Origin of the sequence: Methylomonas sp. TEB (assembly GCF_047777895.1) — a bacterium.
Classification (GTDB): Bacteria; Pseudomonadota; Gammaproteobacteria; order Methylococcales; family Methylomonadaceae; genus Methylomonas.
The window spans coordinates 4,978,419-4,995,514 of record NZ_CP180476.1; the positions used below are offsets into that span (position 1 = coordinate 4,978,419).

The 17,096-nt window shown below is 54.4% G+C and carries 25 protein-coding genes; 12 read left to right on the top strand and 13 right to left on the bottom strand.

From position 1 onward, the window contains the following. Nucleotides 1-2: 2 nt before the first annotated feature. From ACMXD4_RS22645 to ACMXD4_RS22670, 6 genes are all read right to left on the bottom strand, one after another. On the bottom strand, nucleotides 3-701 hold the full coding sequence (locus ACMXD4_RS22645; protein ID WP_415879453.1) for an RES family NAD+ phosphorylase: 699 nt from the start codon (nucleotides 699-701) through the stop codon (nucleotides 3-5). Next, entirely contained in the window at nucleotides 701-1,105 is a 405-nt protein-coding gene (locus ACMXD4_RS22650) for an MbcA/ParS/Xre antitoxin family protein (RefSeq protein WP_415879454.1), read from the bottom strand. Before ACMXD4_RS22650 ends, ACMXD4_RS22645 begins: the two co-directional genes overlap by 1 nt. Before the next feature lie 161 nt (nucleotides 1,106-1,266). After that, nucleotides 1,267-1,563 (bottom strand): type II toxin-antitoxin system RelE/ParE family toxin, encoded by a 297-nt coding sequence (locus tag ACMXD4_RS22655; RefSeq protein WP_415879455.1) that lies wholly within the window; start codon nucleotides 1,561-1,563, stop codon nucleotides 1,267-1,269. Continuing rightward, nucleotides 1,548-1,781: an addiction module protein gene (locus ACMXD4_RS22660; protein ID WP_415879456.1), complete on the bottom strand. Its 234-nt coding sequence runs from the start codon at nucleotides 1,779-1,781 to the stop codon at nucleotides 1,548-1,550. Before ACMXD4_RS22660 ends, ACMXD4_RS22655 begins: the two co-directional genes overlap by 16 nt. Nucleotides 1,782-2,377: 596 nt before the next feature. After that, entirely contained in the window at nucleotides 2,378-2,695 is a 318-nt protein-coding gene (locus ACMXD4_RS22665) for a hypothetical protein (protein ID WP_415879457.1), read from the bottom strand. A gap of 609 nt (nucleotides 2,696-3,304) precedes the next feature. Further along, a complete protein-coding gene (locus tag ACMXD4_RS22670) occupies nucleotides 3,305-3,775 on the bottom strand; it encodes a hypothetical protein (protein WP_415879458.1) in 471 nt (156 codons plus the stop codon). Between the two features lie 147 nt (nucleotides 3,776-3,922). Here ACMXD4_RS22670 and ACMXD4_RS22675 point away from each other — a divergent pair, with 147 nt between their 5' ends. Beyond that, a complete protein-coding gene (locus ACMXD4_RS22675; protein ID WP_415879459.1) occupies nucleotides 3,923-4,729 on the top strand; it encodes a helix-turn-helix domain-containing protein in 807 nt (268 codons plus the stop codon). Between the two features lies 1 nt (nucleotide 4,730). Here ACMXD4_RS22675 and ACMXD4_RS22680 read toward each other — a convergent pair whose 3' ends face one another. Further along, nucleotides 4,731-5,891 carry a PLP-dependent aminotransferase family protein gene (locus tag ACMXD4_RS22680; RefSeq protein WP_415879460.1) on the bottom strand — a complete coding sequence of 387 codons (1,161 nt, stop codon included), beginning with the start codon at nucleotides 5,889-5,891 and terminating at the stop codon, nucleotides 4,731-4,733. A gap of 71 nt (nucleotides 5,892-5,962) precedes the next feature. Here ACMXD4_RS22680 and ACMXD4_RS22685 point away from each other — a divergent pair, with 71 nt between their 5' ends. Further along, entirely contained in the window at nucleotides 5,963-6,445 is a 483-nt protein-coding gene (locus ACMXD4_RS22685; RefSeq protein WP_216614779.1) for a MarR family winged helix-turn-helix transcriptional regulator, read from the top strand. Between the two features lie 23 nt (nucleotides 6,446-6,468). Beyond that, a complete protein-coding gene (locus ACMXD4_RS22690) occupies nucleotides 6,469-7,695 on the top strand; it encodes an RNA polymerase sigma factor (protein ID WP_171697011.1) in 1,227 nt (408 codons plus the stop codon). 381 nt (nucleotides 7,696-8,076) lie between these two features. On the opposite strand, the gene ACMXD4_RS22695 is transcribed toward ACMXD4_RS22690, so the two are convergent. The 4 genes from ACMXD4_RS22695 to ACMXD4_RS22710 all read right to left on the bottom strand — a co-directional run bounded on the left by ACMXD4_RS22695 (nucleotide 8,077) and on the right by ACMXD4_RS22710 (nucleotide 10,181). Next, nucleotides 8,077-8,619, bottom strand: a complete 543-nt coding sequence (locus ACMXD4_RS22695; RefSeq protein ID WP_171697012.1) for a hypothetical protein — start codon at nucleotides 8,617-8,619, stop codon at nucleotides 8,077-8,079. 71 nt (nucleotides 8,620-8,690) lie between these two features. Further along, entirely contained in the window at nucleotides 8,691-8,966 is a 276-nt protein-coding gene (locus tag ACMXD4_RS22700) for a hypothetical protein (RefSeq protein WP_171697013.1), read from the bottom strand. Nucleotides 8,967-9,487: 521 nt separating this feature from the next. Beyond that, the gene (locus tag ACMXD4_RS22705) at nucleotides 9,488-9,925 is read right to left on the bottom strand and encodes a hypothetical protein (RefSeq protein ID WP_216614780.1); all 438 of its coding nucleotides are present in this window, start codon (nucleotides 9,923-9,925) and stop codon (nucleotides 9,488-9,490) included. 88 nt (nucleotides 9,926-10,013) lie between these two features. Then, nucleotides 10,014-10,181 carry a YchJ family metal-binding protein gene (locus ACMXD4_RS22710; RefSeq protein WP_216614781.1) on the bottom strand — a complete coding sequence of 56 codons (168 nt, stop codon included), beginning with the start codon at nucleotides 10,179-10,181 and terminating at the stop codon, nucleotides 10,014-10,016. 215 nt (nucleotides 10,182-10,396) lie between these two features. Between ACMXD4_RS22710 and ACMXD4_RS22715 the strand changes: the two genes are divergently transcribed. The 8 genes from ACMXD4_RS22715 (at nucleotide 10,397) to blaOXA (ending at nucleotide 14,585) form a co-directional block, all read left to right on the top strand. After that, a complete protein-coding gene (locus ACMXD4_RS22715; protein ID WP_171697015.1) occupies nucleotides 10,397-10,789 on the top strand; it encodes a YciI family protein in 393 nt (130 codons plus the stop codon). A 121-nt stretch (nucleotides 10,790-10,910) separates the two neighbouring features. After that, the gene (locus ACMXD4_RS22720; protein WP_171697016.1) at nucleotides 10,911-11,396 is read left to right on the top strand and encodes a VOC family protein; all 486 of its coding nucleotides are present in this window, start codon (nucleotides 10,911-10,913) and stop codon (nucleotides 11,394-11,396) included. A gap of 42 nt (nucleotides 11,397-11,438) precedes the next feature. Then, nucleotides 11,439-11,846, top strand: a complete 408-nt coding sequence (locus ACMXD4_RS22725; RefSeq protein ID WP_171697017.1) for a VOC family protein — start codon at nucleotides 11,439-11,441, stop codon at nucleotides 11,844-11,846. A gap of 11 nt (nucleotides 11,847-11,857) precedes the next feature. Then, on the top strand, nucleotides 11,858-12,214 hold the full coding sequence (locus tag ACMXD4_RS22730) for a YciI family protein (protein WP_171697018.1): 357 nt from the start codon (nucleotides 11,858-11,860) through the stop codon (nucleotides 12,212-12,214). Between the two features lie 25 nt (nucleotides 12,215-12,239). Continuing rightward, on the top strand, nucleotides 12,240-12,800 hold the full coding sequence (locus ACMXD4_RS22735) for an SRPBCC family protein (RefSeq protein ID WP_415879461.1): 561 nt from the start codon (nucleotides 12,240-12,242) through the stop codon (nucleotides 12,798-12,800). Continuing rightward, a complete protein-coding gene (locus ACMXD4_RS22740; RefSeq protein ID WP_033157651.1) occupies nucleotides 12,797-13,273 on the top strand; it encodes an SRPBCC family protein in 477 nt (158 codons plus the stop codon). The genes ACMXD4_RS22735 and ACMXD4_RS22740 overlap by 4 nt, the downstream gene beginning before the upstream one ends. Before the next feature lie 47 nt (nucleotides 13,274-13,320). Beyond that, nucleotides 13,321-13,803, top strand: a complete 483-nt coding sequence (locus ACMXD4_RS22745; protein WP_415879462.1) for a VOC family protein — start codon at nucleotides 13,321-13,323, stop codon at nucleotides 13,801-13,803. Further along, nucleotides 13,803-14,585 carry a class D beta-lactamase gene (blaOXA, locus tag ACMXD4_RS22750; RefSeq protein ID WP_415879463.1) on the top strand — a complete coding sequence of 261 codons (783 nt, stop codon included), beginning with the start codon at nucleotides 13,803-13,805 and terminating at the stop codon, nucleotides 14,583-14,585. The genes ACMXD4_RS22745 and blaOXA overlap by 1 nt, the downstream gene beginning before the upstream one ends. A gap of 10 nt (nucleotides 14,586-14,595) precedes the next feature. Here blaOXA and wrbA read toward each other — a convergent pair whose 3' ends face one another. Both wrbA and arsC read right to left on the bottom strand, forming a co-directional pair. Then, complete coding sequence (gene wrbA, locus ACMXD4_RS22755; protein WP_415879464.1) at nucleotides 14,596-15,186, bottom strand: NAD(P)H:quinone oxidoreductase; 591 nt, start codon at nucleotides 15,184-15,186, stop codon at nucleotides 14,596-14,598. Beyond that, nucleotides 15,186-15,533 (bottom strand): arsenate reductase (glutaredoxin), encoded by a 348-nt coding sequence (gene arsC / locus ACMXD4_RS22760; RefSeq protein WP_415879465.1) that lies wholly within the window; start codon nucleotides 15,531-15,533, stop codon nucleotides 15,186-15,188. Before arsC ends, wrbA begins: the two co-directional genes overlap by 1 nt. Nucleotides 15,534-15,605: 72 nt before the next feature. On the opposite strand from arsC, the gene hldE reads away from it, so the two are divergent. After that, complete coding sequence (gene hldE / locus ACMXD4_RS22765; protein ID WP_415879466.1) at nucleotides 15,606-17,036, top strand: bifunctional D-glycero-beta-D-manno-heptose-7-phosphate kinase/D-glycero-beta-D-manno-heptose 1-phosphate adenylyltransferase HldE; 1,431 nt, start codon at nucleotides 15,606-15,608, stop codon at nucleotides 17,034-17,036. Nucleotides 17,037-17,096 lie beyond the last annotated feature (60 nt).

Sequence of the window (17,096 nt, forward strand, 5' to 3'; positions counted from 1 at the left end):
CGTTACACACCGGGCTGGTAAAGTTCTTTTTTATAAACCGCGCTGATTTGCCGGCCGTCCCACACATAGCAATAATGCGCGCCTTGTTTGACCGGCGCCAGCAAACGCGGTTTAAACACCGCCACGCATTCGCCGCCCGCCGCCCGCACGCTGGAATAGACGATACCATCCGCACCGTCCGCGCGTAACTGCCTGGCCCAGGCCTGCGCGGCGGCGTAATTGCCGGTGTCGGCGTCGTAAATTTCCGGCAATTCGGTTTGCCGGCCGCGAATGTCGTGCAGATCGGCATCCAGATCGGAGGCATAACTGCGCATGTCTATGTCAATCGGCGCCTGTTGGGTCGCGGCCAGAAACCGGCTGCGATGAAAGCGGGTCTCGGCAATCGCGGTATCTATGTCTTTGGCGGCGTAATAGACACCGTAACTGCCGTCGCAAAACCGGCTGCCTTCCGGATTGAGATGGGTGAACGCCGCCATGATAGGCGTAGTCCCCGGCCCGGCAATGCGGTCCGCCGCAGCGACCAAGCTAATTTCGCCGGCTTCGTCGCGCAACCTGTCGTTAGTCAGCGCCTCGATAGCGAACACCACGTCCAGATCGGCCGGGTCGGCTACTCTGTCGAACAAGCCGGTCGGCGGAAACCTACTGGGCACCAAGCGCCAGCAGGGCTGCCAATCCACCTTACTGATTTTTGCAGGCAACATCAGGCCCAGCCGCACTGAGCATCCAGATATTGGCGCACCACATATAAATCCGCCACCCGGCCGGACAGCATGCGTTGCAACGCGGATTGCCCGGAAAATAGCGCGGCCTGATTGGCTTGATGCAGCCAGCCGTCCGCCGCTTCCGGCTTGGGCAGTAAAATCTGCAAGGCTTTATAAATCCCGAAGATGTAAGACAACCTTTCCAGCTTATCGGCGTTAAGACTGGCACTTTCCGGGTTTTTCTTCCATTTAAAATAAGTGCTGCGCGAATCCAGCCCCAGCAAAACCATGGCCTGCTCGACATTCAAACCCCAGGCATCGGCGATATTAAAAAAAGTCCGTAATGCCGCGCCAGCCACCAGCGCGCTGTCGGCCGGTAATGGCGCTTGAGCGGTAGACAACATAAGCCCTCCAAACAACTTATCTAAACTTTAGTTTAAAATAAGTCTATTTATGGACTTTGTCAAAGGGGTTTGGGTTTTATTCTTGGAAAAGGCGTTTTGTGTGGGGCGGGTTTTTATTTGGGCAAAACTGAAAATTCGCGGGGTATCAGCGGAATGTTTGGTTAGCGGTTTTTAGGCCATCGATTCGGATTTCTAGCATCATGCACTACAGCCAACACATGAACTAAATCGCCGTGCACCACATAAAACACGCCGAATGGAAAACGAGGGAGGAGTGCGCGGCGAACGCTTGGAATTACCTCGGCATAGAGCAACGGCGCTTGTTCCAGCCTTTTCAGTTGCAGTTCTAAAGCGGCAATAAATTCATCTCCGAGACCGGAGCTTTGTGACTCGTACCATTCTTGGGCTTCGCCCGTTTCACGTAAAGCGCGTGCGGAAAATTTCAGGCGGTACGCCATGAGCCATCTTTAAGGCGCGATTTTACTTGATCCCAGGAATAACCGGACTCCGGATTCCGCTCAAACTCAATCATGCGTCGTTCCAGTTCGGCTTTAAGCTCCGGTGATACTTCCACAGATTCAGGTACCGCGGCGACGCTGTCCCAAATAAGCTCAACCAGCTGAATGCGTTCCTGCAACGGAAGTTCCAGAATATCGGTAATAGAGATATTGTTCATGGCGGATACTGTATCCATTTTTGGTAAAAATCAAAAGCGACACTTATAAGTGACCCGACGATTTGAGTTTTTGCACGACTAACTCATCAACTTGATTATTCAGTGTGGCCGGCATTCAGAACATTGGTTGGGGTTCGTACCTCACCCCAACCAACGCCCCCTTCTCCGTGACAAATAACGCCTAGTTCACTGTTGCAGCCCTCGGCCTGCAACGATCAGTTAGCCCAGTAATGGCTTACGGTCTTCACTACGGATTGGCTCGACATGGTCTAGAAGCCGCTCCGGTTGGGGGAATGCCGGCTCGGGATCGGGCGGCAGGGACTGTGTTGTTGCAGGAGCAGGTTGCGACTGCGGTGGGTTGCTGTTCGATTGGTTTTCTTTCGTACTCATTTGGCTTCTCCAGTTTTACTAGTAGTGGATTAGTTACGGCCACTTCCTGTGGCTTTGATGGTGCAGTAGTTGATTGAGCAAAAGTGATTAAGGCTGCGATGAGCAGCGGCACAGTGCTGTATGAAGCGAAACGCTGAGTGTCGATTATTGACTTGTTTCTTTCATCGTTTTTCTTCTTTGTTTCAGAGATTATTCCTTCATAAGCCTCAAGCATCTTTTGCTTTTGGTTGCTGCGGGTAAGGGTAGTCGTGCACTTTTGCCAACTGCCCAAAAATCCTGTACCCGGCATAGGCCAGAAGGGCAGCAGAAGCAGTGAGGGCAAACACTGCAGGCACATCCAATAGCTGATTGGCAGGATAGTTTTTCCTGGTCGTGTAGATAAAGTAAATTGCAGAAGCAATCGGAGTAATCAGCAGCGCAGCAAGAAAGTTGATTCGGTCTTTAAGGCGATGCATTGCCTCATGTTGCTTAGCATAGTAATCGATTGCGTACTGAAGTCGCCAGTCAATCGCGTCGTTCGTCATGATGCTTCTCGTAGAGGGCTAACGTTACGTTAAGGGCGCGCGCCGCTAAAGAAAGCCGAGCGAAACCCCAAACCTTAATAAAAACTGTATTCCAAAACTGCCACCTTACGAATTGCAAACTCTTCGTAGCCTAAAGCTGCAAAAGACGCATACCCGAATTCTATATCTTCTGGCTTTTCGGAGGTAAGACGAGGTCTAAGCCTTTAGAGAGCAGTGATTTGGTTCAATTGCCATTGGCGGAAAGCATAACTTGAGTAAAAAAGCACCCACTCCCGTAACGGCAATTCCTAAAATTAACGGAATAAACACAATATCGTTTGTCCGATAATCCCAGCCTGTCGTATAACCCCTCATTTCTACGTTTAAATAATTGATTAAACTGCAGTCTATATAAATACTAGCGTTTCCCGAGAAATACGACAATCAGCCATGGCTTTAAGAGCCACCTTTAATTCAGCCCCAGACTATCGCTTTTCGCGGAAATAAACATTTTGGTTCCTTGTTTTTTGCAAAGATAACCCAAGACCCAAACTAATCAAAGCACATTCCAACGCTCAACCTCTGTCAGTCGGTTTGCCTAGCTGCCCAAGCGCCTCCATACAATTTGGACTAATCCTGTTCCGATCTCGACTTCCAGGCCGCTCGGGCCACCAGAATCGCCGCCGTTAGAAAACCGACCGTGGTCAGGGTAAAACTGACGCCGGCCTGAATCGGGAAGTGCGGTTCGACCGGGAAAGCGGAGGCCGCCGGCTTCGCCGACAAGCCTCTTAGTAAAAACGACAGCGGGTTGAAAAATGCCCCAAAGCAACAAGCCGCCACAACCCATGCCGGCGGAGCGATGGCGTATTGCCGGAACAATAAAAAGAAAATGAACAGAAATTGCGCCATCATCAGGTAATCGATGTGGGCGCGGATAACGTCCGCCCGTTCGACCAGGTGGCCGGCCAACGCACCGTCGGGAAAAAACAGCGTAAAGCCCAACACCCAGGCAATGCTCAAGGCTATCGCCAGGCAGAATATGGCAAACGCCAATAGGAATACGTTGGCCAACGGTTCGGGTGGAAATGTTTGCTTGCTCATGTTTATCCTCAAAGTGATGGGGAGCTTAGCCCCGCTGATTGAATGCCGTCTAAGGCAAACGCCCCAAACCCGTTGCCAACAACCTGTGCTTTGACTAGACTGACTGGCAAACTGCCGGCGAGCCGGACGCGACAGGGAGCTTAAACGATGACCAATACACCAGGCTTGTATGAACGTGCTACCGCCACAGCCGCCCCTTTCGATGCGCTGTGGGACATCAGCGGCGGCCGCACGTTTTTTTGCGGTCCGCTGTATTACAACGCCAACCACCAACACGGCGCCCCAGTGTTTCTGGCCGGTCTGTATGGGAAATTTCGTTTGAAAATAGCGGGTAGCGATTGGCTGTCTTGCCGCACGGCTGTAATTCCGGCCGGCGTATGGCACGAACTGGATGTGGGCGGCGACCCGTTGGCGGTGTTTTACATTGAACCGACCATCGCCGGCGTCGAGGCGCTGTTACCTTTAATCCGCGATACCCGCTCAGTGAACGGTGCCTTGGTCGGTAATGGCGGCGAAATCGCCTTCATGCGCGATCTCTACGAATATCGCTACAGCCCGAATTGGACCGCGCAGCCCCTGGCCGATCTGCTGGATTTTTCGAAACGCCGGTCGCAAGCCGACAGGATAGACCCGCGCATCAGCCAAATCGTGGAATTTTTATTCGCGCAGGGCGACGACCTGACGTCGGTGATTACGCTGGCCGCCAATGTGGGACTATCCGCATCCCGGCTACAACATCTGTTCAGCCAGCAGATCGGCGTGCCGTTTCGCCGTTATCGCAGCTGGAACCGGATGCGGCAGGCGATACAAGAAGTGATCAAGGGCCACAACTTCACAACCGCCGCGCACGCCACCGGTTTTTCCGATTCCGCCCATTTCAGCCACGAATTTCGTAAGACCTTCGGCGCCGCGCCCACCGTAGGCTTGCATAATTTGGCGCGGCTCCAACGCTAACTCAAGCAAACTCTCTAACCAGTCCAGCCAAAATCCGTAAGCCCAGCTCGGCCTGTCCAGCGTCGGCGTGACTGAAATTCAGACGCAGCTGGCCGCAGGCCTCCACATCCATCGGGAAGAAAGGTTCGCCGGGCATAAAAGCCACACCGGCTGCTATAGCCTTAGGCAACAGCTGGCGGGTATCGATGCGACGGTTCAGCGTCAGCCAGAAAAACAAGCCGCCGGGCGGGGTTTGCCAACTTGCCAGATCCGAAAAATGGCGGCACAGCGCGGCTTCGAACTCATCGCGGCGCTGACAGTAATGGCCGGCCAAATCCGCCAACTGCCGGCTGCGATCAGGATTGTTCAGCTGTTGTAGTATCAGCCATTGGCTGATGCGATTGCTGTGCAAATCGGCCGCCTGTTTCAAGCGGGTCAAAAAAGGCATGAGTTCCGGCGACGCCACCAGGTAACCCAAGCGTAAGCCCGGCGCCAGACTTTTCGAAAACGAGCCTTGATAAATCCATGGCGCTTGTTGCAAACCGGCGCACACCGGCGTGCGTTCGCAATCGTCATACACCAGATCACGGTAGGGGTCATCCTCAAACAAAGGAATATTCCCCGCATCGCAAGCGGCGGCCAGAGCGGCCCGTTCCCCGGCATCCAGGCAGCGGCCACTGGGATTCTGGAACGTGGGGATCGCATAGGCAAACGCTGGCTTTTCCTGTTGCAACGTATCCAGGTCGGGCGCCCCAGCATCGTAAGCCACGAAGCGGGCGCCGAAAAAGCGGAACACCTGCAAAGCCGCCAGGTAGGTCGGCGCTTCCACGGCCACCGGCGTGCCGGGATCGATGAACAGTTTGGCAACCAGATCGATGCCTTGCTGCGAACCGGACAGGATCAACACTTGTTCAGCCGTGCACTTAACACCCAGGCCTTGCATGTCGGCGGCGATACGCTCGCGCAACTCCGCTTCGCCTTCGCTGGCGCCGTATTGCAACATGTGCTGCGGCATGGCCTCTAGCGTGAATTGCGGGAAGCTGTCCAACGACGGCAATCCGCCGGCAAAGGAAATCATGCCCGGTCTGTCGACAACGGCCAGAATTTCGCGGATTGGTGACGGATGCAGGTCTTGGGTACGGGCGGAAAAGCGGATAGGGTGCTGCGGCGATAATGAGTTCATGGTGGGCATTGATAAATGTCAATAAAGTTGACCTATAGCCATGCTAACGGCTGCCTGCCTATAATGTCAATATGGTTGACCAAATAGCCGCTATCGATAATTCCCCGCTTGATGAAATGCCGACGCCGGAAAGGCGCGAAGCCGCGTTACGTCTGGCGATCGAACAATTTTACTTCGGCTATCGCGCCTTTACCGTACAGCCGGACCGCATCCTGGCCGAGCGCGGGCTTGGGAGAGTGCATCACCGGATCTTGTATTTCGTCGGCCGCAATCCGCGGATTTCCGTGAACGCGCTGCTGGGCATGCTCAGCGTCAGCAAACAAGCTCTGAACGCGCCATTGCGGCAGTTAATGGACATGCAGTTGGTCATGATAGACACGGCCGTGCACGACAAACGGGTACGCGAACTCAGCTTAACGCCGGACGGCGCAGAATTGGAAGCGCAACTGACCGGCACGCAAATGCAACAACTGCAAACGGTATTCGCGCAAGTCGGCGCCGAAGCCGAAGCCGGCTGGCATGAAGTGATGCGCAGCTTGAGTGCACAAGGCTGAAAGCCGACGGAGGCGAAACGACAGTGCGCGAAAAAATCGACGCCATCTACCAAAGCGAATCCCGCCATGTGCTGGCCACCTTGATTCGGCTGCTCGGCGATTTCGATGTGGCCGAGGAAGCGTTGCACGATGCCTTTCGCGCCGCGCTCGAACAATGGCCGCGCGACGGCTTACCGGCCAATCCGCGCGCCTGGTTGGTGTCGGCCGGTCGCTTCAAGGCCATAGACGGCCTGCGCCGGCAAGCCCGCTTCGACGTGCTGGAAGATGCCGATACCTTGGCGGATCCAGCCAGCGAACCCGGCGACACGGATGACGAAGGCCTGGAAGACGACCGCCTGCGGCTGATCTTTACTTGTTGCCACCCAGCATTGTCCCCGGATGCTCAAGTGGCGTTGACGTTGCGCGAGGTCTGCGGCCTGGCCACCGAGGAAATCGCCCGGGCCTTCCTGACGCCGACACCGACGCTGGCGCAACGCATCGTCCGCGCCAAAACCAAGATCCGTGATGCCAAGATTCCCTATCAAGTGCCGGCGCCGGCCGAGCTACCACAACGCTTGGATTCCGTGTTACGGGTAATTTATCTGGTGTTCAATGAAGGTTACTCCGCGTCGTCTGGTGCTGCGTTAACCCGGCACGATTTGTCGGAAGAAGCGATACGCTTGGGGCGTTTGTTGGTCGAGTTGCTGCCGGAACCGGAAGCGCAAGGCTTATTAGCGCTGATGCTGCTGCACGAATCGCGCCGCGCCGCCAGAGCCGGCGCCGACGGCGAACTGATTTTGTTGGACGACCAAGACCGCAGCTTGTGGGACAGCGACCGCATCGCCGAAGGCTCGGCGCTGGTACAACGGGCCTTAGGGTCGCGGCGCTTCGGCCCTTATGCGTTGCAAGCCGCCATCGCTGGGCTGCACGCCAACGCCAGCCACGCCGCCGCCACGGATTGGCCGCAAATCGTCGCACTCTATGACGTCTTGCTACGCATCGAAGCCTCGCCGGTGATCGAATTAAACCGGGCCGTCGCGGTAGCGATGCGCGATGGACCGGCAGCCGGGCTGGGTTTGATCGATGCGCTTTTACAGAATGGCAACCTTACCGATTATCATCTGGCGCACGCGGCACGGGCAGACTTGTACCGACGCTTGGGCAGAATCGACGAAGCCGTCGCGGCTTACCAGCAAGCTCTGGCTTTAGCGCGGCAGGAACCTGAGCGGCGTTTTTTGGCGCGTAGACTGCGGGAAATCCGTGTCGAGTGACAGAAATCGGAAACATGGGCGGTTGATTTTAGTGTGATATTCATTATTTGAGTCACGCAACATACCCGCTTTTGACGCAATAAATGAAAAGATTCGCGCCCCTTGATTTTGATAGAGCAAGTTCGGCCAAAGCCCACCCGACGTAAAAAATAGGTTCCAACCGCCACGAAATTGCGTTGATTGAAGTCAGGCCATTGTAGAGGGCGTCGGCCTGTCGGCCATCAAACCCACATCGGCAATTAAAAGAAGCTGGCCTTCGAAACCTCGATTCCATCGACGCTACTTGCTAACGTTCAACGTAACCGGCGACTGGAGCAGGCAGCACGGAGGGAACCTGCCGGCATGGCCTGCAGGACGTCCGGTTGACGGAAGGGTTAGCACTCATTGGAGACAGAGGTGATAAAAGAGAGCGATGAGTCCGGCAAGAAGGGTAGCGAAGGATGTAGCCCGAACAACCTGAAATACTACCTCCCCGTTTCTAACGCGGTTCCATTCCAACTTTAGTAGCGTTTGGGATGCTTCAACGAACTCGTGATTGAGTTTGCTAAAGTCTTCTTGACTTGGGACGCCGTTGTTCGAAAAGAATCTTTCATACTCCTTCAATAGCGCCAAAATCTTCTTTGACTGATCTTCCTTTGGATTTAGCCGAAGTCGAATTTTCGTGATTGACTCGTTTACCTTCTGATAGCTCTCGCTGATGGCGTCCCATTTTTCATCGGTGGTTTCTCTTCCCCAAATGCGATGGCGATGTATTTCCATCGAGTGGGATATATACGTGGAAAGCTCTAGGCGAAGGGCATCAATCCATTGTTGCCGGAATTCCGATGTCTTGTTTTCTTTGCTGATGATTAGGCTAACCAACGAAATTGCACCCGCCACCGTAGCGGCAATCATTGGCCCGAGTGATGCGTCTGGAATGGTCATTTGTGAGCGCTAACGCCTAGCTCACCCGACGAAAACCGCGAAGCGGTTTTTTGGTCGGGTGGAGCGACAAATTATGGTTTTTGTTCAATAAACTGCTCATAGCATTCTGTGCAAATCCAATTGTCTTTTTGGCTTCTATAACCGACGCCATGGTCTGTGTCTTTACTGTCGTACAGCTTCCACCAGCATATTTGGCAGTGGTCGTGATCCCAGTTTTTCTTACCTGACCATACTTCCTTCTGCCATCCTTCGCCTTTAGCCCAATCAACAGGTTCTTTTATATCTGATTTCTTCCAGCTATCCCCGTGGATAGTAACGAACTCTTCATCCAAGTTTTTATTGACCATAACTAGTTATTAGATAGGCCTGTATATCTACCGAAAAATGATCTTCGACACGATAATTTATTGATCTGCATGTGCTCTTTCTGTATATCATTCATGACCAGTAACGGCCAGACTGTTGCCATTTAATCAGATCGAGAGACAGTCCGCAACGGGACGGCAGCAGTTATGCAGAGCACCTGAAAACAGTCATTCCGGAACTTTGGCTTTCAAAACTCCAGTGTCCAGGCCTTGTAGGTTTCATACCAACACAGTTGCGTAGTTAGTCTGCCATTCGAGCTCTACGAACCAAACCTAATCGGTTTTTTCATTGTTTGTGTCGCCCGATACCCGTGGATAACTATCTAACTTGCCTAGCTAAATACTGCATTTCTTTGACGCCGGAAATGTAATGCCGATGAAATTCCGCCAGGCCAGGTTCCGATGCGGTTTTTTCTAAATAACCGTTCAAAACCGCTAGTTGCTGTTCGGCAATCTGTTGGGCATTAGGGTGGCGAACGCGGTCAGAAACGACGAAAGGCTAGTCACCACTTGCCACCTTTGGGTTTAAGCGACACTTTGGCGAGGTTACCGACCAGCTGCGGCGTGTACTTCAACATATAGTCGGCATAGCGGCGAATCAGCGGAATCTGTTCCTCTAAGTCCTTACGTTCCGCATCAAAATCCTCACGAAACACGATTTTCTTGTCGGCAAATACCAGCGGCGCCGACTCGGAAGTATCGCAGGCCCAACCGGGTTGCGGTTTTAATAGCTCGGCTTGAAATTGCTCGTCCCGATAAGGGTAAAACGGCATGGTGAGGCAGCGCGAGGGTTTATCGGGGTGAATGCTGCACGGATTATCAGGCGCCAGCGCCCGACACGGAAAGGATGGCGGAATATAGGCGGTGGGTACTATCAATGCCGCCGACTCTTTCCTGTCGGCTAGTTTTATCGTGGCGCCCCGCTGGTGACATATAGCCATTCGCCATTTCCGTGGCATTACGAATTTCCAGGCTGCGCCACTCGCATTCATCCGCCATCCGCTCGGCTTCCGCTCGATTGAAGTCCTCCTAAATTTCAGGGGCATGGGTGCGTTCGACATGGTCCAGCATGCGTTGCACGAAAGCCGTGTAGCGCGAACGCATCAAAGCTTCGGTGGTGGGCGCCGGCGCACCGTCGATAATCGGGCCGCAGCATTCGGCATAATCCAGTTTGGAGCCGCAAGGGCAAAGCGTCATAGTTCATCTCCGGTTAGGTTGCGAAAAATTGAGGTCGATCTTTCAATGGTAAGCGACAGCCGGCTTCGGCTCAGGGCAAGCACTGGAAATTGTCGCCATGCATCGACACCACTTTCGATAGCTCGTTTCAACGATAAAAACGTTCCAATTGTCGAATATGCCCGGCGCCGAACGACTACTCAGTGCGAACATTATTTTTAACCCAGGAGTTGACCATGAAATACCTATGCCTGATTTGCGCCGAAACCGTGATGGAACAGATGACCGACGATGATTCAGCCAAACACTTTGACGAATACGCCGAATTTACCCAAGCTATCCGCAACAGCGGCCATTACCTGAGCTGCAATCGGCTGCTGCCGGCCAATGCGGCCATCACGTTGCGGGTGCGCGGCGGTAAAGTCAGCATCACCGACGGCCCGTTCGCGGAAACCAAGGAACAACTCGGCGGCTATTATCTGATCGAGGCTAGTGATTTAAACGAGGCTATCCAGGTGGCCGCGCGGATTCCAGGGGCAAAACACGGTTGCGTGGAAGTTCGGCCGATAGCCGAAGACCGGCAAACGCTGCAAGCGTTGGGTTTTTTGGAACCGGACAATTTGCGTTAGCCGGCAAGCTTGCCAACTAGTGGAAAAAAATTTCTGCGGCTTGTCGATTTCGGCATTCGCGGTTCGACAACAGGCGTAAGCAGTCTTTTTCCACAACAAACCTAAAACCAGGAGCACAGTCATGAACAACATCAAACCTATCCCCGACGGTCACCACACCTTAACTCCTTACCTGGTAGTGCGCGGCGCGGCGGCGGCACTGGAATTTTATGCAAAAGCCTTTTCTGCCACCGAGCTGTTGCGTTTGCACGCACCCGGCGGCGCGATTGCCCACGCCGAATTCAAAATCGGCGATTCGCATTTCATGCTGGCCGACGAAAGTCCCAATTGCGGCGACATATCGCCACAGGCGCTGGGCGATACGCCGGTAAAATTGCATCTCTACGTCACTGATACCGACGCGGTGTTCGCCGCCGCCATACAAGCCGGTGCGGCGGAAATCATGCCGCCCACCAACCAGTTCTGGGGCGACCGAATGGGCGCAGTGACCGACCCATTCGGCCATAAATGGCTGATCGCCACGCACATCGAAGATGTCGACCCCAGCGAATTTCAGGGCAGAATGGAGGCTTTCTTCGCCGCTCAGGCAACAGCCGGTAAACCTTAAATCGGCCGATTTCGGCATCCTCGCACCTTTAAAGGAAGCAATATGAACAAACAAATATTCATCAATCTGGCGGTAAAACATCTCGATCAATCCGTGGCGTTTTTTACCGCGCTCGGCTACACCTTTAACGCGCAATTTACCGATGAGACCGCGACCTGCATGATCGTCAGCGAGAACATCTTCGTCATGCTGTTGACGGAAGACAAGTTCCGCACGTTTACGCCTAATAGCATTTGCGACGCCACCAAAAGCACGGAAGTACTGATCTGCTTATCCTGCCAAAGCCGCGACGAGGTGGACGGCATGGTAAGCAAGGCGGTCGCCGCTGGCGGCAGCACCTATAACCAGCCGCAAGACCATGGCTTTATGTATGCGCACGGTTTTCAGGATTTGGATGGCCATATCTGGGAACTGGTCTACATGGCACCGGATGCGGTATCCCAAAACTAACGGAGAACGCGATGAAATATATGCTACTGATTTATCTCGAAGAACACAGCCTGGACGAAGCCGACCGGCAGGCCTGTTATGCCGAATCCACCCAGCTCGCGCACCAATTGAAAGCCAACAGCCAATATCTGGCCGCCAGTCCGTTGCAACCCACAGCCATGGCTACCAGCGTGCGGGTGCGCGACGGCAAACGCTTTATCACCGATGGCCCGTTCGCGGAAACCCGCGAACAACTGGGCGGCTATTATCTGGTCGACGTCCCGGATCTGGACGCGGCTCTCGCTATCGCCGAACAGATTCCGATGGCGCGCAAGGGTACCGTCGAAGTGCGGCCGCTGATTGAGATTCCGGGTTTGCCCGGCGATTGAACTTACCATGCTTTAGGAGAAGACCGTGATCAAAACCATCCTTATCGTTCTCGTCGTCATAGTCGTCGCGCTACTGATCTATGCGGCAAGCAAACCCGATACCTTCCGCGTACAACGCTCGATCACCATCAAAGCGGCCCCGGATAAGATTTTTCCGTTGATCAGCGATTTGCACAATATGCAAACCTGGTCGGCTTGGGAGAAAGTCGATCCGGGCATGAAGCGCTCATACAGCGGCGCAGCCAGCGGTCCCGGCGCGGTCTACGAATGGGAAGGCAACAAGGAGATAGGCCAGGGCTGCATGGAGATTCTGGAAACCAATCCACCGGTAAAGCTGATGCTGCGGCTGACTTTCATTAAGCCATTTCCAGCCGAAAACACCGTGGAATTTACGCTACAAACCGAAGGCGTTGTTACTCATGTCACTCAGGCCATATACGGCCCCAGCCCCTTCCTCTCTAAAGTGATGAGCCTGGTGTTCAGCATGGACAAAATGATAGGCGGCAAATTCGAGGAAGGTTTAGCCGAGCTAAAGACCATCGCCGAAAAGTCATCATCTATTTCAATTTCAGAGGACAAGCCATGAAGCCAACAGAACAAACAGCTGAATCGCGTGAATTAATGCTGACGCGCCTGATCGATGCGCCACCCGAGAAACTCTATAAAGCCTGGACCGAACCGGCACTGCTCAAGCAGTGGTTTTGTCCGAAGCCCTGGACCGTGGCTGAAGCCGAACTCGATGTCAGAGCCGGCGGCACCAGCATCATCGTGATGCGTGGCCCGGACGGCGAGGAGTTTCCAAACCAAGGAATCTATCTTGAAGTCGTGCCAAACGAGCGTTTGGTGTTTACCGACGCCTATACCAGCGCCTGGGAACCCTCCGCCAAACCCTTCATGACCGGCATCATCACGTTTACACCTGAAGCCGGAAAAACCCGCTACACCGCGCGCGTGTTGCATTGGACCGCGGCAGACCGGAAAGCCCACGAGGAAATGGGCTTTCATGAAGGCTGGGGCAAGGCCACCGACCAACTGGCCGAGCTGGTAGCCGGCTTTTAAGACGGGAAAACCGGTCATTACTTTTTAACACTAACCGAGTAAACACCATGCCCAAAATCACCCCATTTTTATGGTTCGACGACCAAGCCGAAGAGGCGATGAATTTTTACGTATCCATTTTCAAACATTCGAAAGTCTTGAGCGTTACTCGCTACGGCGACGCCGGGCCAGGACCGAAGGGCAGCGTGATGACTGCCAATTTCGAGCTGGACGGACAAGTATTTACCGCGCTCAACGGCGGCCCGACGTACCCGATGCAACCGTTTTCCCCAGCAATTTCGTTTGTCGTACACTGCGAAACTCAAGCAGAAGTGGACCACTATTGGGAAAAACTATCCGCGGGCGGCAAGCAGAATCAATGCGCTTGGCTGGAAGACAAATTCGGCGTAACCTGGCAGATCGTGCCGAATGTGCTGCTTGAATTGATCAGCGATCCCGACCCGATAAAAGCCGGACGGGTGATGCAGGCCATGCTAAAAATGACCAAAATAGACATAGACACCTTAAAACTAGCCTACGCACAATCCTGATGAAACCGCTATTCGCCACTCTACTGTTACTACTTGCCGGCCGGGTTAACGCCATCGAATGGGTGGATAGTCCTGCGCTCGCCACACTGTTCAGCGAAGCCGGCGTGCATGGCACTTTCGTAGCCTACGATGTCGATGCGGATAGGCTAATCGGCCACGACCAAATTCGCGCGGAAACCCGCTTCATCCCGGCCTCGACGTTCAAGATTGCCAATAGTTTGATCGGCTTGTCGGTAGGCGCGGTCCGTAGCGTAGACGAGCCGTTACCATACGGCGGCCAAGCACAAATGATCAAAGACTGGGAACGGGATATGGGCTTGCGCGAGGCGATCAAACTATCCAACGTGCCGATTTATCAAGCACTGGCCCGGCGCATCGGCCATGAACGGATGCGCGAGGGAGTTGCCAACCTGAGCTACGGTAACGCCGATATAGGGGATAAGGTCGATCGGTTTTGGCTGGATGGTCCGCTGCAAATCAGCGCGGTGGAACAGACGGCATTTTTGGCCCGCTTGGCGCGGGATCAATTGCCGCTGGCAGGCGATGTTCAGGCCAAAGTGCGGGAAATCCTGATGCTGGAGCAGCAGGGCGCACGAAGTTTATACGGCAAAACCGGCTGGTTAAACGCGCCCAATCCCGGTATCGGCTGGTGGGTGGGTTGGGTCATGCACGGAAATCGTCTGTACAGCTTTGCATTGAACATCGACATCACTCAAGCCGCCGACGCACCCAAGCGGGTAGAGTTGGGCAAGGCCTGTCTCAAGGCCTTGGGAATATTGTAACCGTAAGGCCTTATTTGGCTCGCAACGCCAATGCCGTTTTCGCCAGACGTTCCCCCAGCACCCAGCACAGGCGTTTTTCATGCTCGGTGAGTTCGGCATCAGTATCGGCGACATGGCTGGGCCCGTAGGGCGTGCCGCCGCTGACCGTTTCGCGTAGAGCAATCTCGTTGCACGGCAGACTCATCAGCAACATGCCGTGATGCATCAAGGGCAGCATCATTGATAACAGCGTGGTTTCCTGACCGCCGTGCATGCTGCCGGTGGACGTAAACACGCCGGCCGGTTTGCCGGACAAGGCTCCGGAGAACCACAGTGCCGTCGTACCATCCAGAAAATGCTTTAACGAGGCGGCCATGTTACCAAAATGCGTTGGGCTGCCCAGCGCCAAGCCGTCGCAGGTTTCCAGGTCTTGCAAAGTGGCATACGGCGCGCCGGCATCAGGAATGCTGTCGGCGATTTTCTCGCACACCGCGGACACTTCTGGCACCGTGCGCAACACCGCTTCCGCGCCGGCCACCGATTCCACGCCCCGGCCGATCTGCTGCGCCATCCGCGCGGTACTGCCGTCGCGGCTGTAATAAAGGATCAGGATTTTCGCCATCAGAGTATGGCCAACACGTTTTCCGGCGGCCGGCCGATGGCGGCTTTACCGTCTTTCAACACAATGGGCCGTTCGATCAATTTGGGAATTCTGATCATCGCTTCGATCAAATCCGCTTCGCTCAGAGATTTATCGTCCAGGCCGTTTTCTTTATATTCCGGTTCTTTGGTGCGCATCAAATCGCGCGGCTTGATGTTGAGCTTGGTCAGAATGTCCTGCAACTCAGCGGCAGTAGGCGGGGATTTAAGATATTCGACAACTTCCGGCGTGACGCCTTGCGCTTCCAGTAGTTTCAAAGTGTCGCGGGATTTGCCGCAACGCGGGTTATGGTAGATTTTGACGCTCATGGTTTGCACCTTAATCATGACGGGTTGCGGCTATAATAGCACCCTTCGAATCACGGATAAGCCCCCAAAGCCATGCAATTACCCAACTATTCAACCGCCCGCGTGCTGGTGGTCGGCGACCTGATGCTGGACCGTTACTGGCACGGCGCCACTTCACGGATTTCCCCGGAAGCGCCGGTGCCGGTGGTGCACGTCAAACAAGACGAACAACGGGCGGGCGGCGCCGGTAACGTGGCTTTAAACATCGCCGCACTGGGCGCAAAAGTATCGCTGCTGGGTTTTACCGGAGAAGACGAAGCGGCGACGGCGTTGAAGGCTTTGCTGCAACAGGCCAAGGTTTTATGCCTGTTTCAGGCAGTGCCGGGTTATCCGACCATTACCAAATTGCGAGTGATGAGCCGGCACCAGCAGTTGATCCGGCTGGATTTTGAAGACGGTTTTAACAATGTCGATAGCGATGCGTTACTGCATCTATACCATGCCGAGATGATGCAATCGCAAGTCATCGTTCTGTCCGATTACGGTAAAGGCACCCTAAGCCAGGTGCAACAATTCATCAAATTAGCGAAGCAGCTGAATAAGCAGGTGTTGGTCGATCCCAAAGGCAGCGATTTTTCGATTTACCGGCAAGCCACGCTGATTACCCCCAACCTCAGCGAGTTTGAAGCGGTGGTGGGCCGGTGCGCGGATCAACAGCAAATCGTCGAACGCGGCATGAACTTGCTGAACGAGCTAGAACTTCAAGCCTTGCTGGTCACCCGTGGCGAAAACGGCATGACCCTGCTCAGCAAGAATGAAGAACCCTTACATCTACCAACGCATGCCCGCGAAGTGTTCGACGTCACCGGCGCCGGCGACACGGTTATTTCCGTATTAGCCGCCAGCCTGGCCGCGAAAAAACCGCTGGCCGAAGCCACGCAACTGGCCAATATCGGTGCCGGCATCGTGGTCGGCAAAATGGGTACCGCCACTGTGAATACCGACGAATTGGCCAATGCCTTGCAAGGCCCGCGCGCCCACCACAAAGGCGTCTGCAGCCTGCCGGACCTGCTCGCAGAACGCGCCGCCGCCAAACAAAACGGCGAGAAAATCGTCGCTACCAACGGCTGCTTCGACATCTTGCACCCGGGCCACGTCCGCTATCTACAACAGGCCAAAACCCTGGGTGATCGATTAGTCGTGTTAGTCAACAGCGATGCCTCCGTACAACGCCTGAAAGGCCCGGAGCGCCCGGTCAACAAACTAGACCACCGCATGGAAATGCTGGCCGCGCTGGAATGCGTGGATTGGGTTGTGGAGTTTGAGCAAGACACCCCCAAGGAAGTCATCGACCAATTACTGCCCGACATCCTGGTCAAAGGCGGCGACTACACCGACATCACCAGCATCGCCGGCCACGAAAGTGTATTGGCGAATGGCGGCGAGGTGAAGATCTTGTCGTTTATTGAGGGGCATTCGACGACTTCGATTATTCAGACGATTAAGGATAAAGCCGGCAACTAGATTTGATCCGATTAGTGATTGATAGTCACTATTACAATTTTTTTAGTCAGACCACCATAA

What these genes read in the sequence shown, in the direction of transcription:
- ACMXD4_RS22670 (WP_415879458.1), bottom strand. Translation starts at nt 3,775, where the DNA reads ATGAGCAAGCAAACATTTCCACCCGAACCGTTGGCCAACGTATTCCTA.
- ACMXD4_RS22730 (WP_171697018.1), top strand. Translation starts at nt 11,858, where the DNA reads ATGAAATATATGCTACTGATTTATCTCGAAGAACACAGCCTGGACGAA.
- ACMXD4_RS22740 (WP_033157651.1), top strand. Translation starts at nt 12,797, where the DNA reads ATGAAGCCAACAGAACAAACAGCTGAATCGCGTGAATTAATGCTGACG.
- arsC (WP_415879465.1), bottom strand. Translation starts at nt 15,533, where the DNA reads ATGAGCGTCAAAATCTACCATAACCCGCGTTGCGGCAAATCCCGCGAC.
- ACMXD4_RS22725 (WP_171697017.1), top strand. Translation starts at nt 11,439, where the DNA reads ATGAACAAACAAATATTCATCAATCTGGCGGTAAAACATCTCGATCAA.
- blaOXA (WP_415879463.1), top strand. Translation starts at nt 13,803, where the DNA reads ATGAAACCGCTATTCGCCACTCTACTGTTACTACTTGCCGGCCGGGTT.
- ACMXD4_RS22715 (WP_171697015.1), top strand. Translation starts at nt 10,397, where the DNA reads ATGAAATACCTATGCCTGATTTGCGCCGAAACCGTGATGGAACAGATG.
- ACMXD4_RS22645 (WP_415879453.1), bottom strand. Translation starts at nt 701, where the DNA reads ATGTTGCCTGCAAAAATCAGTAAGGTGGATTGGCAGCCCTGCTGGCGC.
- ACMXD4_RS22710 (WP_216614781.1), bottom strand. Translation starts at nt 10,181, where the DNA reads ATGACGCTTTGCCCTTGCGGCTCCAAACTGGATTATGCCGAATGCTGC.
- wrbA (WP_415879464.1), bottom strand. Translation starts at nt 15,186, where the DNA reads ATGGCGAAAATCCTGATCCTTTATTACAGCCGCGACGGCAGTACCGCG.
- ACMXD4_RS22675 (WP_415879459.1), top strand. Translation starts at nt 3,923, where the DNA reads ATGACCAATACACCAGGCTTGTATGAACGTGCTACCGCCACAGCCGCC.
- ACMXD4_RS22720 (WP_171697016.1), top strand. Translation starts at nt 10,911, where the DNA reads ATGAACAACATCAAACCTATCCCCGACGGTCACCACACCTTAACTCCT.
- ACMXD4_RS22705 (WP_216614780.1), bottom strand. Translation starts at nt 9,925, where the DNA reads ATGGCTATATGTCACCAGCGGGGCGCCACGATAAAACTAGCCGACAGG.
- ACMXD4_RS22695 (WP_171697012.1), bottom strand. Translation starts at nt 8,619, where the DNA reads ATGACCATTCCAGACGCATCACTCGGGCCAATGATTGCCGCTACGGTG.
- ACMXD4_RS22650 (WP_415879454.1), bottom strand. Translation starts at nt 1,105, where the DNA reads ATGTTGTCTACCGCTCAAGCGCCATTACCGGCCGACAGCGCGCTGGTG.
- ACMXD4_RS22745 (WP_415879462.1), top strand. Translation starts at nt 13,321, where the DNA reads ATGCCCAAAATCACCCCATTTTTATGGTTCGACGACCAAGCCGAAGAG.
- ACMXD4_RS22685 (WP_216614779.1), top strand. Translation starts at nt 5,963, where the DNA reads ATGGTTGACCAAATAGCCGCTATCGATAATTCCCCGCTTGATGAAATG.
- ACMXD4_RS22700 (WP_171697013.1), bottom strand. Translation starts at nt 8,966, where the DNA reads ATGGTCAATAAAAACTTGGATGAAGAGTTCGTTACTATCCACGGGGAT.
- ACMXD4_RS22680 (WP_415879460.1), bottom strand. Translation starts at nt 5,891, where the DNA reads ATGAACTCATTATCGCCGCAGCACCCTATCCGCTTTTCCGCCCGTACC.
- ACMXD4_RS22655 (WP_415879455.1), bottom strand. Translation starts at nt 1,563, where the DNA reads ATGGCGTACCGCCTGAAATTTTCCGCACGCGCTTTACGTGAAACGGGC.
- hldE (WP_415879466.1), top strand. Translation starts at nt 15,606, where the DNA reads ATGCAATTACCCAACTATTCAACCGCCCGCGTGCTGGTGGTCGGCGAC.
- ACMXD4_RS22665 (WP_415879457.1), bottom strand. Translation starts at nt 2,695, where the DNA reads ATGACGAACGACGCGATTGACTGGCGACTTCAGTACGCAATCGATTAC.
- ACMXD4_RS22660 (WP_415879456.1), bottom strand. Translation starts at nt 1,781, where the DNA reads ATGAACAATATCTCTATTACCGATATTCTGGAACTTCCGTTGCAGGAA.